This is a genomic window from Blautia sp. MB18-30, assembly GCF_023669475.1.
Classification (GTDB): Bacteria; Bacillota; Clostridia; order Lachnospirales; family Lachnospiraceae; genus Blautia_A; species Blautia_A fusiformis.
Genome location: NZ_JAMOYY010000024.1, coordinates 1 through 16,893, shown reverse-complemented (window position 1 = coordinate 16,893; position 16,893 = coordinate 1). Strand labels below are relative to the sequence as shown.

Genomic DNA, 16,893 nt, shown 5'->3' with positions numbered 1-16,893 from the left:
TATGCAGCAGATAAAAATGATCGGTCTTGATCTGGACGGAACTCTTCTGAATACAAAAAAAGAACTCACAGAAAATACCAGGCGCGTTCTCAGGGAAGCTATTGATGCAGGTATCCTTGTTCTGATGGCTACCGGCCGGCCATATACCGGCATTCCCGCGGAACTGAGAAATTTTCCGGGAATTCACTATGCTCTCACCTCCAACGGAGCCAGAGTCCTTGATACAGACCATAATAAACTTCTTATCGAGCAGCTTCTTCCCATGGAAAGTGCAAAAAAAGCTCTCCGTATCTTTGAAAAATATGATACTTTAAGTGAGATCTATTTTGACGGCCAGGGATATGCAGACGCTGCCAAGCTTGATAATGTAGGAAAATACCATCACGACCCTAATATGTGGAATTATGTCCGTACTACCCGTATCGCGGTTCCGGACATCCAGGATGTCATTACAAAAGAAAACAGAAGCATGGATAAAGTCCAGGCGCTTTTTGCAGACATGGAGGAACGTGCCGCCGCCTGGAAGGAATTAAGTGAACTTAAGGAGCTGGAGCTTGTAGGCTCCTTAAGCTACAATATTGAGATCAACGCCGCCGGTGTCAACAAAGGAACCGCTCTTGTTGCTCTTGGCGAAATGCTGGGAATCCCAAGGGAATCCATTATGGCATGCGGAGACGGTGACAACGATGTCCATCTTCTCCGGGAAGTCGGTTTTGGCGTAGCCATGGCCAATGCACAGCCCCAGGTAAAAGAAGCAGCCGATTATATTACTGCTTCCAATGACGAAGACGGTGTAGCACGCGCCATTGAAAAGTTTGCGCTGCACCGATGAGATATTCTATTATGTATGCCCAAAAGGAACCGACAGTTTTTACGCTGTCGGTTCCTTTTTTAGAATGGGATTGAATAGCGGTACATTCACATTCGATCAATATTCATAGTTTCCTGCCGGCTGTTTGATCCTGGTAAGAAGATCATGCCAGGACTGGTCCCAGATATACCATTTTCCGGTTTTGGAGTGCTTATATGTACAGATCCATCTGGAACTGTCGCTGCCTGCAAAATCAGTAAATGATCTGTAGATCGCAGGAGTGGTCTGAGTCGGTTCAAAATACGGGATATCTTCACTGATGGAATTTCCCTTACCCGGAAGTGTGTCCTGTCTTAACGTAATGGAAATCGGTTTAGACGGAGTATAATTGTTGGCTGGAGTTGCTCCGTTCAGGTAAGAATTGCCAAGATATTTATATCCGTTATCCGCTTTCATACGATCCCTCAAAAAGTTTTTGTAATACTGAGTCATCTCTTTATTATTGAGATAAGAAATCATCTCCTCGCAGTCCGTCGGATTGGTCGGTGTCCAGGTACGATATGCAAGGATCAGCAGAGCCATGGTCTTATAGCGTCCGTCTGCCGTTGTGATATCATACTGTTTCAGTTCCTCTGCATTGGTCGGGATCGTGGTAAAGGTGTAAGTATAGGTATTTATCGTTACATTAATGACTTCCTTCTGTCCTTTATCATTGGTGATCTCTTTTTTTGCAGATTTAGTTCCTTTTGTAAGAACCGGCTCCACCTGTTTCTTTACTGTCTGTGTCACGTGGACAGTACAGCTGCCTCGCCAGGTACTCTTATCCCGGACCTGGATCTTTGTTGTTCCCACATTCACTGCCGTTACCTTGCCTTTACTGTCTACAGTTGCAACAGATGTATCATCACTGGTCCATACAAGAATCTCTTTATAATTCTTTACCTGAAGCTGTCTCACATCACCTTTATTCATATTTAAGGTGGTGTCACTTAAAGATGGTTTCGGCACCGGTGTAGGTGTCGGCTTCGGTTTCTGCGCTGCTTTTACTGTAACCTTACAGTTGAATTTCTTCGTATTTGCCTTCGCTGTGATCACTGCTGTTCCTTTTTTCACTGCGGTGATCTTTCCTTTGGAATCCACACGTGCGATCTTCGGATTGGAAGAAGAATATTTCACCTTCACAGTTGTTCCTGTCAATTTAATGGCACTGGATTTCTTTTCTGTTAATGTCAGCGATGTCCTGCTGAGCTTCGGTGTTTCTACCTTTACAACACATTTATACGTTTTTTTGCTTACCTTTGCATAGATCATTGCGGAACCTTTATTTTTGGCAACCACCTGACCTTTGCTGTTTACGGTCGCAACACTCTTTTTGGAAGATCTCCAGGCAACCTTCTGCCTGGTTCCGGTAACCTTAAGTGTTGTCTTCTCACCTTTTAAAAGAGTTACTTTTGTTCTGTTCAGTTTTGGTGCGGCGCTGACCGTCACACTTCCAAATGCCATCGTAAAAATAAGGCTGATCAGCAGCACAAAACACAATAGATTTTTTCTCTTTTTCATTCTGATTTCCCCCTTTCCGGTAAAACGTATATTTACGTCATATATTGCTTTAATCACATTTTAGAGGAAATCCCTTATAAAAACACTAGCACTTATGATAGTATCCTTGTAAATATGATCGTTTATATTCTTTCATCGCCCATACCGGGGCTTATTGTCAGGAAACAAAAATAAAACAGGACTGATTTTTGATACAGATACTTGAAATCGAAAGTTTCATCTGTTTAAAAATCAGTCCTGTTATATAAAAAATATCATGGTTGATCCGTAATAGCAGGCAGATCAAGACATTCGCTATCTGCTCATAATGATACAGTCACGTAACATCGCCAGTGCATGCGCTGTAGTCTGCTCGCGGATCCGCATGCGATTTCCTGTAAAGTGGAACTCTTTGGCAATAGCCTTGCCCTTATAGCAGCAGCCCATAAATACAGTACCAACTGGAGTTTCCTTTGTTCCGCCTCCCGGTCCTGCCAGACCCGTCACGGAAATACTGATGTCTGCTCCGGATGCTTTGCAGGCGCCCTTTGCCATTTCTCTGGCACATTTGGCGGAAACTGCCCCCTGCTCCTTCAGAGTACGCTTCTTCACTCCCAGACATTTATGCTTGGCCTTGTTACTGTAAGTCACAAAGCCATAGCCAAACACCTCAGACGCACCGGATACATTGACAATGCGCTGGGCGATCATACCGCCGGTAAGCGATTCCGCCAGGGAAAGCTTCAGATCTTTCTCTTTCAGAAGATCGATCACTGCTTCCTCCAGTGTCTTGCTCTCATCTGTAGCGAAAACATTCTCTCCAAAACGCTTCTTTAGCTCCTTGACAACCGGTTTGATCAGCTTTCTGCAGGCCTTTTCATTCTCTGCGCTTGCTGTCACACGAAGATGCACTTCACCGGTTTTTGCATAAGGTGCAATGGTAGGATTGGTCTGGCTTTCGATCAGATCCTGGATTTCCTCTGCTACCTGACTCTCACCGATCCCGCTAATCTTTACCATCTGGGACACAATGATCTCCGGCTGGTTTTTCTGCAGATATGGGACCACGTACTCCTCGAACATGGGCTTCAGCTCATTGGGAGGTCCAGGAAGAAGGATCGCGGTTTTTCCTTTTTTCTCAAGGATCAGTCCCGGAGCAGTTCCGTTATGATTGTCAAGAACAATGGCTCCCTCAGGAACCATGGCCTGTTTATAGTTGTTCTTCGTGATACGTCTCTGAGGATTGTTTTTCTCATATTCCTTCAGATATTTATCGATCAGTTTCCTTGAGTGGGAATCTTCCTTAAGAGACATTCCCATCAGATCCGCAGTTACTTCCTTGGTGATATCATCCTCTGTTGGTCCAAGACCTCCGGTGAGGATCACAACATCGGAACGATCCAGTGCAGTACGGATCACGTCACGCATACGGCCTTCATTATCACCTACTACATCCTGATAGTAAACACTTAACCCAAGCAGGGCGCATTTTTCAGAAAGATAGGCGCTGTTGGTATTTACGATATTTCCTAGAAGGATCTCGGTTCCTACGGATATCAGTTCTGTGATCATGAAAAGAAACTCCTTTCGTATACTCTGATCCCTACTCCTGCATGGAAAGGACCTTTCTGTTCTGCATGATATAAGTCAGCAGGGAGATAATGGTCAGTGCAACGGACAGCCAGATAAATATCTGTGTCAGCACTGCAAAAACACCTCCGAAATCCAGCATCAGAAGTATGATCATGATCATCTGGGAAACGGTTTTGAATTTTCCCCAGTAGTTTGCGGCAATGACAATTCCGTTCTCCGCTGCGATCAGACGGAAACCGCTGATGATAAATTCCCGTCCGATGATAATGATCACAACCCATGCCGGAAGCTTGTCAACCTCGATCATGCAGATCATGGCAGAGCATACCAGAAGCTTGTCTGCCAGCGGATCCATAAATTTTCCAAAATTGGTTATCAGGTTATATTTTCTGGCAAGATGACCGTCAAACCAGTCTGTCACACTTGCTGCGACAAAAATCGCAAGACAGATCCAGCGGTTTGCTTCTCCTCCCCAGCCTGTCAGTAAGAAAACTACAAGAAATGGTACAAGTATCATTCTTGCAACTGTAAGTTTATTCGGTGTATTCATCGCTCAGCACTCCTATCAAATCATACTCAAGCGCACCTGTCACACGTACCTTTGCAAAATCACCTGTCATAAGCAGTTCGCCTGTCTGAACGAAAATGTATCCGTCAACCTTCGGTGCATCCCCGTAGGTACGTCCGATATAGGCACTTTCATCTGCAACTTTTCCTTCGATCATAACAAGAAGTTCCTGTCCGATACGGTCCTGGCCTCTGTCATAAGAAATCTCCTGCTGAAGCTCCATCAGCTCGTCTCTGCGTTCTTCCTTCACTTCTTCCGGAACCTGGTCTGCCATCTCTGCTGCCGGGGTATTCTCCTCCGGAGAGTAAGTGAAGACACCGAGACGGTCAAATTCCATCTCATCTACGAACTCCTTCAGTTCTTCATGGTCTTCCTCCGTCTCACCCGGAAATCCGGTGATCAGAGTTGTACGCAGTACGATATCCGGAATCTCCTTACGGAGCTTTCCGACAATATCGATCAGTTCCTGTTTGGAAGTACGGCGGCCCATTCTTTTAAGAATTCGGTCCGATGCGTGCTGGATCGGAATATCCAGATAATGACAGATCTTCTTCTCATCACGAATGGTTTCGATCAGTTCATCGTAAATCTCCTCCGGATAACAATAAAGGATGCGAATCCAACGGATACCTCTGATCTCACAGAGCTTCTTTAAAAGAATGTGAAGAGATTTTTTGCCGTAAAGATCCTTTCCGTAAACGGTGGTCTCCTGTGCTACCAGGATCAGCTCTTTCACTCCCTGTTCAGCCATATCCTCTGCCTGGGCAATGAGGCGCTCCATTGGGACGCTTCGAAATTTACCTCTGAGCTTCGGGATGATGCAGTAGGTACAGTGCTTGTCGCAGCCTTCCGCGATCTTCAGGTAGCCGAAATGTCCACCTGTTGTAAGGACACGTTTGCTTCCTGTATCCGGCAGATAATCAATATCACGGAATTCTTCGAAATGATTTCCGGCTACTGCTTCCTCCAGAGCCTTTACGATGTCGCCGTAGGATGTAGTTCCAAGAACAGCATCGACCTCCGGAACCTCCTCAATGATCTCTTTCTGGTATCGCTGTGCCATACAGCCGGTAACGATTAGTGCATGGCAGCTTCCTGTTTTTTTGTACTCTGCCATTTCAAGAATGGTTTCCACACTCTCTTCCTTGGCATCCTTGATAAAACAGCAGGTATTGATCACGATTGCATCTGCCTGTGTTTCATCGTCTGTGATCTCATGACCTCCGGCTGTAAGAAGTCCCAGCATTTCCTCAGAATCCGCCAGGTTCTTGTCACAGCCAAGAGAGATGAATAATATTTTCATAAAATTACTCCGCTTCTGTCTGAGCTGCTTCTGCAGTCTCAGTGCCTTCTGCGGTCTCGCCCTCTGCTGCCTCAAGAGCCTCCTTCTCAGCCTCAAGAGCCTCCAGCTCTTCCTCTTCCTCCTGTCCGGGAAGGATCTTTACTTTGCCCTTGTAAAGCTCATCAATGGCAACGGAAAGCGGTTTCTTTCCTGCTGCACCCGGTACAAGCGGCTCTGCTCCTGCGATCAGCTGGCGGGCACGTTTGCTTGCTGCAAGTACAAGAGAATAACGGCTGTTCAGCACGAGAGCCTCATCGTCGTCCTCGTTGTTTGTGTTGATAGCCTCAATTAATTCTGAATAAGATGGATGTATCATATCTTTTCTCCCTTCTGTAACGGCAGGGCCGTATTTAACTTGTTAATTGGTATTTATAAAAAAGCTTCCGCTTCTTTCTGGATCCTGGATACAAAATCATGATTCCTGGATGTACGCATGCGCTCACACCGGATGGTCTCATGAAGTGTATCAACACATTCCTCCAGATCATCATTGATCAGGAGATAATCATATTTATCCATTCCTCTGGATTCTTCAACCGCTCTTCTGAGACGCCCGTTGATCACATCCAGAGTCTCTGTTCCGCGACCTACCAGACGGTTCTTAAGCTCCTCCATAGACGGCGGACATACAAATACCAGCAGTGTATCCGGAAACTTCTCACGGATCTTCATGGCACCCTGGATCTCGATCTCAAGGATCACATCTTTCCCTGCGGAAAGCTGCTCCTCTACATATTTGCGGGGTGTGCCATAATAATTCTCCACATACTGTGCATACTCGATCAGTCCGTCTTCCCGGATCAGCTGTTCAAATTCTTCTTTTGTGCGGAAGAAATAAGCCTCTCCGTCCTTCTCGCCTGGTCTTGGATTTCTGGTAGTAACAGAAACAGATAATGCATAATTGTCATATTTTTCCATCAGCCGTTTCATGACAGTACCTTTTCCGGAACCGGAAAAGCCCGAAACAACAACTAAAATTCCCTTACTCATTTCCTTCCTCCCTCATTTCCTCTCCATACGCTTCCGAAAATCTCCTGGCAATAGTTTCCGGCTGCAGAGCGGAAAGGACAAGATAATCATCGGAAGTAACAATCACTGCTTTTGTTTTTCTTCCCTGTGTGGCATCGATCAGAGTTCGGGTCCCCTTGACACTCTGTATCATGCGCTTTACAGGAGCGGCATCCGGACTTACCACAGCCACGATCTTGCGTGAATTGACAACATTTCCAAAGCCTACATTAATAAGTTTCGCCATTTACGCTCTCCCTTTCTGTCTGTGTACAGCCTGTTTCCTGTCCGGTTACTCGATATTCTGGATCTGCTCACGGATCTTCTCGATCTCTGTCTTCAGATCGATGGCCGCGTTGGATACAATAAGATCATTGGATTTAGACAGGATAGTGTTCGCCTCACGGTTCATCTCCTGTGCCATGAAATCCATCTTACGTCCCACGCCCTCGTTCTCATCCAGGATCTTTCTCATTCCGTGGATGTGGCTTCGAAGACGTACCGTCTCCTCATCATTGCAAATCTTATCTGAAAAAAGTATCACCTCTGCGGCGATCCTGGAATCATCGATCTGGTTATCTTCAAGTAGCTCGTGCATCTTGGCTTCCAGTTTCTCCCGATAAGCCTTCACTACTTCCGGAGAACGTTTTTCCACTACATCGACCTTTGCTTCCAGTCCGTCCAGCTTCCCAAGAAGGTCCTGTTTCAGATTAGCACCCTCACGCTGGCGGGTCTCCACAAATTTCCGGCAGGCCTCATGAAGCGGACCTTCCAGAAAATTCCAGAGCTCTTCCTCATCCGGAGCCTGCTCTTCCATTGTAAACACATCCGGATATCTGGAAAGTGTGGAAACACGGATATCATTCTCGATCCCCAGTTCCTCACTCATCTGGTTCAGATAGCCCAGATATTCCTTTGCCAGCTCTGCATTGTATTTCAGAGCCATTCCGCCCATTGTATAGTCTTCATAGGTGATGAACACATCGACTTTGCCGCGGCGGATATAAGTCTTCATCACATTTCGGATCTCTCCCTCAAAATAGCTGAGTCTTTTCGGCATTTTGATGTTCAGATCCAGATATCTGTGATTGACGGATTTCAGTTCAACAGAAACCTTACGCTCTCTGGAAACTGCTTCTGCCCTGCCAAAGCCGGTCATACTTTTTATCATGTTATCCTCCAATACTGCCTCTTAAGTTTATCAGCTGCTGATAAATACAGTAACTGATTGCATACGGATTTATTATAGTTCATTCCAAAACCCTAGTCAAACTCTTTTTTTACTGTTATAATGATTGATGTTGAAATGGAGGTAAAATCATGGCATTTGACGGAATTACAGTTTCTGCTCTCGTGGCAGAGATCGATGATAATTTAAAAGGCGGACGTATCAACAAGATCGCCCAACCGGAAAACGATGAACTTTTGATCACAGGAAAGGGCGCAAATGGACAGAAACGTCTTCTCTTAAGTGCAAGCGCATCCCTTCCTCTGATCTATTTTACAGATAAGAACCGTATCAGTCCTTTAACTGCACCGAACTTCTGCATGCTTCTCAGAAAGCACATCGGAAGCGCCCGTATCCTTGATGTGAAACAGCCTGGAATGGAGCGTGTGGTGGAATTTGAGCTGGAGCATCTTAATGAGCTGGGGGATCCCTGCAGAAAGCGTCTGATCATGGAACTGATGGGCAAGCACAGCAACATCATCTTCTGTGACGAAAAGGGAATGATCCTGGACAGCATCAAACATGTCTCTTCTCATATGAGCTCTGTCCGTGAGGTTCTTCCCGGAAGAGAATATTTCATTCCCAATACCAGGGATAAAGAAAATCCGCTGACTGTTTCCGAGGAGGAGTTCACACAGCACATCTGTAAAAAGCCTGTGAATATTTCCAAGGCGCTTTACACTTCACTCACAGGTATGAGCCCGGTAATGGCTGAGGAGATCTGCTACCGTGCATCCATTGACGGAAGCGATGCATCGCAGTCCCTGGATGAGGCAGCCTGCACCCATCTTTATCATACCTTTCTCCGCCTTATGGAACAGATCCGGAACAGAGAGTTCACCCCGAATATTGTCTACCGCGGAGAGGAACCTGTGGAATACGGTGTCTTTCCTTATCAGCAGTTTGGCAGTGAATACCGCAGCGAAATCTTTGACAGTGTCTCTGTTATGCTGGAAACCTATTATGCTACCAAAAGTCTGCTGACACGTATCCACCAGAAATCCTCCGATCTTCGCCGTGTAGTACAGACCGCTCTGGAACGTAACCGAAAAAAATACAACATCCAGAAAAAGCAGCTGAATGATACTGCAAAAAAAGATAAATTCAAGGTCTACGGTGAACTGATCAACACCTACGGATACGGGCTTGAGGAAGGCTGCAGATCCTTTACGGCACTGAACTATTACACCAATGAGGAGATCACTATCCCTCTTGACCCGACACTGACTCCGGCACAGAATTCCAAGAAATATTTTGATAAATACGGAAAGCTAAAGCGTACAGAGGAAGCCGTCACAGAACAGATCACAGATACGGAAAGTGAGATCTCTCATCTGGAATCTATCTCCAATGCTCTGGATATTGCCAGATCTGAAAGTGACCTTTCCCAGATCAAGGAAGAGCTCACTGAGTACGGCTATATCAAACGTCACTACACAAACAAAAAAGGCCAGAAAGCCCAGCCGAAATCCAAACCGCTCCACTACATATCCAGTGACGGTTTTGATATCTATGTGGGAAAAAACAATTTCCAGAATGATGAGCTGACTTTCAAGTTCGCAACCGGAAATGACTGGTGGTTCCATGCAAAGAAAATGGCTGGTTCCCATGTGATCGTCCGCACCAAAGACGGTGAACTTCCGGACCGTACCTTCGAAGAAGCAGGCCGCCTGGCAGCCTGGTACTCCAAAGGACACTCTGCTCCCAAGGTAGAAATCGATTATATCCAGAAAAAGCATGTGAAAAAACCTGCCGGTGCGAAACCCGGTTTCGTTGTTTATTACACCAATTATTCTCTCATGGCTTCTCCGGATATTTCGGATCTGAAAGAGGTTACGGAGTAATAACTATTCAACAAAAAACCTTCCTGTGTTTTCTTATTTCTTCGAGACCGGATACCTGTATCTCTGCAAGTATCTGTCCTGAGAAATTTTTCTGTAAACACAGGAAGTTTTTTTATTGAACATTCGCACTCCGCTTCATTACATGCTCACGAACAAAAATCGCAAAACGATTTTGTTCAGATCTCCAGTTTTTTCTTCACTGCCGGTGCAATAGACGTATCTGCTTTATGATATGGGATCAGTGTAGACTGCAGTGCATGGTACAGATCGGATTTTCCGGGCCATACGGTTCCTTTCAGATGATTCTGCTCATCCAGCTGATGAAACCAGGAGCCGTTTTCGTGATCCATGACCACTTCATCCAGGTACTTCATAAACGCAGCATAATCTTTCGCATATTTCTCCTTACCGGTCACCTGATAAAGAACTGCAGAGGTATTGATCGCTTCCGCAAGAGTCCAGTGCATACGGTCATGTACCACCGGTTTGCCATTCCAATCTGTCGTGTATACAATTCCCGGTGCACCATCTGCGTTCCAGCCGTCTTTTATTGCTGTTGTGTAAAGTTTCTCTGCTGCCTGAAGATATTTTTCCAGTTTTTCTTTCTCTTCTCCACAGTTTGCAAGCGTCCACTGTGTGATCAGCCTTGCCCATTCGATTCCATGTCCCGGTGTTGCGCCGTATGGCTTGAACGGATCATCCGGACGGTCACGGTTGCAGTCAAGATCTGCCACCCATTCCTTCGTAAAATGTTCCGGGATCCTCCAGGAGTTATCTTCTGCCCACTGGATCACATGATCAATGATCCTGCCTGCACGAATGTGATATTTTTTATCCCCGGTGACATCTCCTGCTGCCAGAAAAGCCTCTACCGTATGCATATTGGCATTTAATCCCCGGTAATCATCCAGCACGGTAAATTCCGTATTCCAGGTATCGCAGGCCAGCCCCTCCTCTTCATTCCAGAAATGTCGGTCATAAACAGCCAATGCCTCTTCAAGGAGCTCTTTCGCCCCGGGCCTTCCGGCTGTCAGTGCGGAAGATGCAGCCAGGATCACAAATGCATGGGCATAACACTGTTTATTGGGCACAATATCTCCTTCCGGTGTTACACCTGCATACCAGCCACCGTTTTTTTCATCGTGAAGCTCTCCCTTCAGACCTTTCAATGCCGCATCCGCAAGCTCTTCGCTTCCCTCATGGCCAAGCATCAGACCCAGACTGTATACATGCGCCATACGACAGGTGATCCAGGTTTCCCGGTTTCTGTCCTTCCATGGTGTTCCGTCGTCCCCCAGATAATAGGAACCTCCATTCGGTGAAGGAAACCGATGCCCGAAATTCAAAAGCTCCTCACAGGATGCTTTCAGAAATTCCCGGTTTTCTTTTGTGCTGATCTCATATTTGCTGTTCATTTCAACCACCCCATCTGTTTTTCTTTAGGATATCATTCTTTTTAGGGAACTTCAATTCTTTTAGATTCTTTTAGATTCTTTTGGATTCTTTTGACAGATTGACGAAAAAAGGAGAATGCCCTATATGCATTCTCCTCATATCAGATTTCTTAATTCCATTACCGTAACGGTCACAGATAGTCCTGTATTAATCTTCAAAACAGGTGATCACATAACGCTCACTTTCCATGATCACATCAGAAACATTGTCTCTGTCCCAGATCGCATCACTGATGATATCTTTCAGCTTATCATCCATAACGATATTAAAATTCTCCTCGATCACCTGAAACGGGACTCCCTCATTCTCCTGTGCATACTCCATGATAAAATCAAGAATCTTCTCTTCCATACCTTAAAATCTGCCTTTCTGTAAATACTAACGTTTAATATATTACATCAGATTTCCGCAGATGTCCAGATATTTTCCAGCCATGTCCATGCGGTATTCCATAAGATATTATGCCAGTATACACACCCCTTCACATTTCGTTCTATATCAGAATCTGGTATGTCGGTTCACATATTTTGCTTTATATTTGGAGTACACAATGGTCTGATCCTTGTAAAGGCCATAATATCCCGATGCTGCATAGCTGATAGATACTGCGATCAGATAGAAGGATACTCCCTTAAAGCCAAACATTTCAAAAGCGATCAGGATCGAAGTGATCGGACAGTTGGTCACACCGCAGAAAACTGCTGCCATTCCGCAGGCTGCACAGATCGACGGAGAAATTCCCATAAGATTACCCATCACACAGCCAAAGGTAGCTCCAATGCAGAAAGAAGGTACGATCTCTCCCCCGCGGAATCCTGCGCGCATAGTCAGTGCTGTAAGCACCATTTTCCAGAAAAAGGCGAAAGTATCCGCCTGTCCGTTTTCCACCGCTTTTTCAATAAGCTCCGCACCAGCGCCCATATATTCATCTGTTCTCAGAATAAAGGTGACAACAATGACCAGGCAGGCGCCCACTGCAACCCTGACATATTTATTCTTAAACCATCTGCCATAAAGTCCTGCTGCACCATTCAGCGCAATACAGAACATAATGCTGACAATTGCACAGCCCAGAGCGATCACTCCCATTTTCAGGCCAGTTTCCACAGTCAGTGCCGGAATATCCGTCACATGAAAACTTTCAGGTGTGACTCCCATTCCGGCTGCAAATCCGGAAGCGACCAGTGACGCGATCATACACGGCATCAGTGCTGCATAATACATCACGCCCACACTGACCACTTCCAGCGCAAAAACTGCCGCTGCCATCGGTGTTCCAAACAATGCGGAAAACGCCGCGCTCATGCCGCACATGACAATTACATGACGGTCCTCCTCGTCCAGATGGATCCATCTTCCAAGCTGGTTGGCAATACTTCCTCCAAGCTGGATCGCTGCTCCCTCACGTCCCGCAGAACCACCGGCAAGATGAGTCAGCGCCGTTGTGATAAAGATCAGAGGCGCAGAAAGGATTGGCACATCATCTCTGGAACGCACGGTAGAAAGAACCTGATTGGTCCCTCCATCCTCTTTTCCAAGCTTCTCATACAAAAATACAATGACAAGTCCGGATAATGGCAGCAAAAGAAAAATCCATTCATGCGCCTTCCGGTAACTGGTCACTGCCTTCAACGTAAAAGAAAACAGTGTGCTGGCAGCACCTACGATACATCCTGTAATGACAGCAAAAACCAGCCACTTGATCAGATTTGAGATATCCCGGCTGATTCTTGCACTGTAATAATATAAATGTTCCTTTAATCTTTTGTTATGATCGATCCCCATGTTCCTTCCCTTCTTTTCTTTACTGTCTGCATTATACTACATTTTTCTTCACAGTAAAAGCAGGAAGGAGAAAGCCCTTTTATTTTTTCTTCCCGGAAATATATCTATGGATCAGGATCGAGAATACACTGATCATCACAAGAAGCACTGCGGAAAGCCAGAATGCCGGAGACTTCGGATTTTTGATATTTGCTCCAAATATTGTAGCGAGAATAACTCCCGGCAGCGTTCCAAGCACGCCACCTGCCATATAGGTTCCAAATGGAATCTTTTCAGCTCCGAGAAACAGACTCACAGCATCTCCCGGTAAAAAGTTCAATGTCCGCATAAAAAATGAAATATACAGGCAATTTCCGTTCTGGTAATCTACTACTGTTTTCAGTTTCGGATATTTAGCTGTAAGACTTTCCACCATGGATGCACCTGAGAAGCGTCCCATCCAATATGGAAGTGCCAATGTGACTGCTCTTCCCAGAAAGTTCACCAGAAGTGCTGTTCCTGTAGAAAACAGATGCCCTACAGCAAGCTGCAGGATCGCAATTGGAAATATAAAAGAGACACTTTTCACTGCATAAAGCCCAAGCATAAGTAATGCAGCCTTAACAGGTTCCTCCGGTGTATAGCTTAAGATCCTTTCCACAGACAGATCCTCTCTATAACGGATACAGAAAAGGAGAAGCACAAGAAGGAGCACCGCTGGCAGATATTTTCTGATGTTGTCAATCATTTTTTTCATGATCTGATCCCTCCGTTTTCAAAAAAAGAGCACCGGCACCTGTTTCCGGTACCGTGCTCTTTCATAAGTTCTGCTTTTTTAAGTTTCAGGATCAGCAGCCTTTCTTCGCTGCCTTTCTCTCCTGGTCTTCCTTCCACATTTCCTCTGCTACCGGCTTCCAGTTTTCAGCATACCGGTCACATTTCGCACAGAGATGCTCTGCACTCTCCGGTGACTGAAGATCTGTGGAATGTGCTCCGGATTTTTCTACCATTTCTCTCAGCTTCTGCGGATTTTCAAGCATCGGGCATGGACGGTACATATTGTCATTAAACGGCTGTCCGTCATGATATGCCATCATCATCGGAGACTGCAGTGCTTCCAGAAGTGTTTTCTCGCGGATATTGGAATCAGAATAATGGATAAACACACATGGATCGATATCGCCGTTTGCATTGATATGCAGATAGCGACGGCCGCCTGCAATACATCCTCCCACAAACTCTGCATCATTCTGGAAATCCATGGCAAACAACGGCTTTGTTGCACGGTATTTACGGATACGCTCATAGGTTTCTCTTCTCTGTGCAGGAGTAGGAAGCAGCTCCGGTGCTGCATCATTTCCAACCGGCATATAATGGAAATACCAGATAAAGTACGCTCCAAGATCGATCAGGCTGTCGTAAAATGCCTCTGATGTGATAGACTCGAAATTTGCACTCGTATAACATGCAGAGATACCAAATACAAGCTTCTTCTCTCTGAGAAGATTGATGGCCTTGATAACCTTCTGGTATACACCATTTCCTCTTCTGCCATCTGTTGCAGTCTCAAATCCTTCCAGTGAAATTGCAGGAACAAAGTTTCCTACCCGAAGCATATCATTTGCAAAATCCTCATCGATCAGTGTTGCATTTGTGAAGGAAAGGAAGATACAGTCATTATGTTTCTCGCAAAGACGGATCAGATCCTTTTTTCTTACAAGTGGCTCTCCGCCTGTGTAAATATACATATAAACGCCAAGCTCCTTACCCTGGCGGATGATGTCATCGATCTCATCGTAGGTGAGGTTCAGCTTGTTTCCATACTCTGCTGCCCAGCATCCTGTACAGTGCAGGTTACATGCACTTGTTGGGTCAAGAAGGATTGCCCACGGGATATTACAGCCATATTTCTCACGGCATTCATCCTGTTTCTTCCAGCCTGCAAGATTTGCATTGATAAAGAAGTTTGCAACCAGAGTTTTCATAACATGCGGATCAATATCAGTTACCAATCTATGAATAAACGGATAATACGGATGTTCCGGATTAGAAATGGCTGCGCGGATCATTGCTCTCTGTGTAGGAAATCCACCACCGGAAAATTTATCTGCCCAGTCCATGATCTTGATAAAATTCTTATCCGGATCTTTATAAACATAATTGAATGCCTGTTCAAGTCCGAATTTCTTAAGTGTGTTCATTGCGCTCATACTATCTCTCCTTATTTCTCTCAATGTAAATATGCAATCTAGCTAAACGGACATCTTCATTCCGTCACACTGCATTTCGAGTACCAAAGCTTTCTTACTATCTTTGCCTGACTCATGGTGTTACTGTACGTTTTTTCCATTTGAATAACAATAGACAATATAATTGGCATGACCAAAAACTAGGCAAATCTGTTAAAATGCCTAAATATTATTGGCATTTAGATGAAATTATATATGTCTTTTTGACTATCTTTTTATATCTTCTTAAATGTCCGCAAAGCCTTATTTTATCGGCTCTACGGGCATTTTTCTTTTGTGGTAAACCTCACATATCTAGGTCTATCTTCTTATATTTTCTCTATCAAACGTGGTTAAAATCGTGGTAAATACTTCTATGCAATTAGACGCTGAACCTCTGATTTTGCGGTATCTATGGACGCATGAGCGTACCAATTCATTGTGATACTAATGTTTGAATGCCCCATGATATACTGTAAATCTTTTGGGTTCATGTTCTTGCTTGCCAGCCTTGTGCAGAACGTATGGCGTAGCGTATGCGGTGTGATATGTGGCAAGGGATTGTCCTTGTGGTGCTTGTTGTATTTCTTTACCATACGGATAAATAAGGCGTTATAATCAATCGCAACTTTGGGCTTGCCTTTATGATTGACAAACAGAAAATTGCTCCGTCCGTCTATCACAAATGGTTCTGCCTTTGGGCGTTTTTTCATAACCCGTTGAAATGCCTGTATCGTTTCTCTGCTTAATGGTACTTGCCTTATTCCGCTTTTCGTCTTAGGCGTTTCAATATAATAGCCTTGTTCCTTGCTCTTTAGTAACTGGTGGTCGATAATCACAACTTCATTCTTGAAATCAATATCGGCTACTGTCAGTCCGCACAGTTCCGAGATACGAAGTCCTGTTTTTAACAGTATCAGCACATCATCATAATGCTTGTGATACACATTGTCCGTCTTAATAAATGACAATAAGGCTTGTTCCTGTTCCTCTGTCAATGCGACTTTCTCTTTGGTATCATTTTCTAGGACTTCATTTAACTTGAAATCAAAAGGGTTCTTCCTTACGCAATCGTCTTGTATAGCGATATAGAATGACGCTTTTAACGAGCGTTTATGGTTGTTAATGGTATTGTAGGAAAAGCCTTTGTCTTTCATGCGTAATGCCCATTCCTTAGCGTCAGAGGGCTTGATTGTATCAATGCTCCTAGCACCTAACTTATCCTCTTTCAATAACCGCATGAGTTGTTCCCGTTGTTTCATTGTGCTTTTCTTCACATTTGCCCTCTGTGCGTTCTGTTTGGCATAGAGTTGGCAAAGCGTCATTTTCTTGCCTGTGCTGTCGATACCGTCCTCAATATCCCGTCTTATCTGCTGTTCCAGTTCTCGAAGTGAGGGTTTTTCCCGTTTTCCCTTTGGTGTCGGGTCTGTGGGTGTCAATCTCCAAGCATACACATATTTTGTGTTTCCAAATGCGTCCACATATTTATATAAGTATTTTCCGTCTGTTCGTT

At 44.9% G+C, this 16,893-nt stretch carries 15 protein-coding genes and 1 pseudogene; 2 read left to right on the top strand and 14 right to left on the bottom strand.

Annotated elements, in window-relative coordinates; all coding sequences use genetic code 11:
* Position 1: 1 nt before the first annotated feature.
* On the top strand, positions 2 to 832 hold the full coding sequence (locus NCY57_RS11460) for a Cof-type HAD-IIB family hydrolase (RefSeq protein ID WP_092069966.1): 831 nt from the start codon (positions 2 to 4) through the stop codon (positions 830 to 832).
* Between the two features lie 96 nt (positions 833 to 928).
* On the opposite strand, the gene NCY57_RS11455 is transcribed toward NCY57_RS11460, so the two are convergent.
* The 8 genes and pseudogenes from NCY57_RS11455 to NCY57_RS11420 all read right to left on the bottom strand — a co-directional run bounded on the left by NCY57_RS11455 (position 929) and on the right by NCY57_RS11420 (position 8,032).
* Positions 929 to 2,371, bottom strand: coding sequence for a DUF6935 domain-containing protein (locus tag NCY57_RS11455; protein ID WP_250789685.1), 1,443 nt, complete (start codon positions 2,369 to 2,371; stop codon positions 929 to 931).
* Between the two features lie 294 nt (positions 2,372 to 2,665).
* Positions 2,666 to 3,922, bottom strand: coding sequence for a competence/damage-inducible protein A (locus tag NCY57_RS11450; RefSeq protein ID WP_110104111.1), 1,257 nt, complete (start codon positions 3,920 to 3,922; stop codon positions 2,666 to 2,668).
* A 31-nt stretch (positions 3,923 to 3,953) separates the two neighbouring features.
* Positions 3,954 to 4,493, bottom strand: coding sequence for a CDP-diacylglycerol--glycerol-3-phosphate 3-phosphatidyltransferase (pgsA, locus tag NCY57_RS11445; protein WP_015525184.1), 540 nt, complete (start codon positions 4,491 to 4,493; stop codon positions 3,954 to 3,956).
* A complete protein-coding gene (rimO, locus tag NCY57_RS11440; protein ID WP_021978070.1) occupies positions 4,477 to 5,814 on the bottom strand; it encodes a 30S ribosomal protein S12 methylthiotransferase RimO in 1,338 nt (445 codons plus the stop codon). The genes pgsA and rimO overlap by 17 nt, the downstream gene beginning before the upstream one ends.
* Positions 5,815 to 5,914: 100 nt before the next feature.
* Positions 5,915 to 6,169 (bottom strand): annotated as a pseudogene (gene rpoZ / locus NCY57_RS11435) (DNA-directed RNA polymerase subunit omega); the annotation flags it as partial.
* 53 nt (positions 6,170 to 6,222) lie between these two features.
* Positions 6,223 to 6,843: a guanylate kinase gene (gmk, locus tag NCY57_RS11430; RefSeq protein WP_015525188.1), complete on the bottom strand. Its 621-nt coding sequence runs from the start codon at positions 6,841 to 6,843 to the stop codon at positions 6,223 to 6,225.
* Entirely contained in the window at positions 6,836 to 7,108 is a 273-nt protein-coding gene (locus NCY57_RS11425) for a DUF370 domain-containing protein (RefSeq protein WP_015525189.1), read from the bottom strand. The genes gmk and NCY57_RS11425 overlap by 8 nt, the downstream gene beginning before the upstream one ends.
* A 45-nt stretch (positions 7,109 to 7,153) precedes the next feature.
* Positions 7,154 to 8,032 carry a YicC/YloC family endoribonuclease gene (locus NCY57_RS11420; protein ID WP_015525190.1) on the bottom strand — a complete coding sequence of 293 codons (879 nt, stop codon included), beginning with the start codon at positions 8,030 to 8,032 and terminating at the stop codon, positions 7,154 to 7,156.
* 149 nt (positions 8,033 to 8,181) lie between these two features.
* On the opposite strand from NCY57_RS11420, the gene NCY57_RS11415 reads away from it, so the two are divergent.
* Complete coding sequence (locus tag NCY57_RS11415) at positions 8,182 to 9,933, top strand: Rqc2 family fibronectin-binding protein (RefSeq protein WP_173740294.1); 1,752 nt, start codon at positions 8,182 to 8,184, stop codon at positions 9,931 to 9,933.
* A gap of 176 nt (positions 9,934 to 10,109) precedes the next feature.
* Here the strand turns inward: NCY57_RS11415 and NCY57_RS11410 are convergent, their stop codons facing one another.
* The 6 genes from NCY57_RS11410 to NCY57_RS11385 form a co-directional block, all read right to left on the bottom strand.
* Entirely contained in the window at positions 10,110 to 11,348 is a 1,239-nt protein-coding gene (locus NCY57_RS11410) for an AGE family epimerase/isomerase (protein ID WP_173741184.1), read from the bottom strand.
* Between the two features lie 187 nt (positions 11,349 to 11,535).
* A complete protein-coding gene (locus tag NCY57_RS11405) occupies positions 11,536 to 11,739 on the bottom strand; it encodes a hypothetical protein (RefSeq protein ID WP_015525195.1) in 204 nt (67 codons plus the stop codon).
* 147 nt (positions 11,740 to 11,886) lie between these two features.
* Positions 11,887 to 13,173: a chloride channel protein gene (locus NCY57_RS11400; protein WP_250789684.1), complete on the bottom strand. Its 1,287-nt coding sequence runs from the start codon at positions 13,171 to 13,173 to the stop codon at positions 11,887 to 11,889.
* 79 nt (positions 13,174 to 13,252) lie between these two features.
* Positions 13,253 to 13,909, bottom strand: a complete 657-nt coding sequence (locus NCY57_RS11395; protein ID WP_250789683.1) for a TVP38/TMEM64 family protein — start codon at positions 13,907 to 13,909, stop codon at positions 13,253 to 13,255.
* A gap of 91 nt (positions 13,910 to 14,000) precedes the next feature.
* Positions 14,001 to 15,362, bottom strand: coding sequence for a radical SAM protein (locus tag NCY57_RS11390; protein ID WP_021652633.1), 1,362 nt, complete (start codon positions 15,360 to 15,362; stop codon positions 14,001 to 14,003).
* 392 nt (positions 15,363 to 15,754) lie between these two features.
* Positions 15,755 to 16,893, bottom strand: a 1,139-nt coding sequence (locus NCY57_RS11385) for a tyrosine-type recombinase/integrase (protein ID WP_250789682.1), incomplete at its 5' end; no start/stop codon positions are given.

Coding starts and splice junctions, on each gene's coding strand:
- gmk (WP_015525188.1), bottom strand. CDS start 6,843: ATGAGTAAGGGAATTTTAGTTGTTGTTTCGGGCTTTTCCGGTTCCGGA.
- NCY57_RS11405 (WP_015525195.1), bottom strand. CDS start 11,739: ATGGAAGAGAAGATTCTTGATTTTATCATGGAGTATGCACAGGAGAAT.
- rimO (WP_021978070.1), bottom strand. CDS start 5,814: ATGAAAATATTATTCATCTCTCTTGGCTGTGACAAGAACCTGGCGGAT.
- NCY57_RS11390 (WP_021652633.1), bottom strand. CDS start 15,362: ATGAGCGCAATGAACACACTTAAGAAATTCGGACTTGAACAGGCATTC.
- NCY57_RS11460 (WP_092069966.1), top strand. CDS start 2: ATGCAGCAGATAAAAATGATCGGTCTTGATCTGGACGGAACTCTTCTG.
- NCY57_RS11425 (WP_015525189.1), bottom strand. CDS start 7,108: ATGGCGAAACTTATTAATGTAGGCTTTGGAAATGTTGTCAATTCACGC.
- NCY57_RS11450 (WP_110104111.1), bottom strand. CDS start 3,922: ATGATCACAGAACTGATATCCGTAGGAACCGAGATCCTTCTAGGAAAT.
- NCY57_RS11395 (WP_250789683.1), bottom strand. CDS start 13,909: ATGAAAAAAATGATTGACAACATCAGAAAATATCTGCCAGCGGTGCTC.
- NCY57_RS11410 (WP_173741184.1), bottom strand. CDS start 11,348: ATGAACAGCAAATATGAGATCAGCACAAAAGAAAACCGGGAATTTCTG.
- pgsA (WP_015525184.1), bottom strand. CDS start 4,493: ATGAATACACCGAATAAACTTACAGTTGCAAGAATGATACTTGTACCA.
- NCY57_RS11400 (WP_250789684.1), bottom strand. CDS start 13,173: ATGGGGATCGATCATAACAAAAGATTAAAGGAACATTTATATTATTAC.
- NCY57_RS11420 (WP_015525190.1), bottom strand. CDS start 8,032: ATGATAAAAAGTATGACCGGCTTTGGCAGGGCAGAAGCAGTTTCCAGA.
- NCY57_RS11455 (WP_250789685.1), bottom strand. CDS start 2,371: ATGAAAAAGAGAAAAAATCTATTGTGTTTTGTGCTGCTGATCAGCCTT.
- NCY57_RS11415 (WP_173740294.1), top strand. CDS start 8,182: ATGGCATTTGACGGAATTACAGTTTCTGCTCTCGTGGCAGAGATCGAT.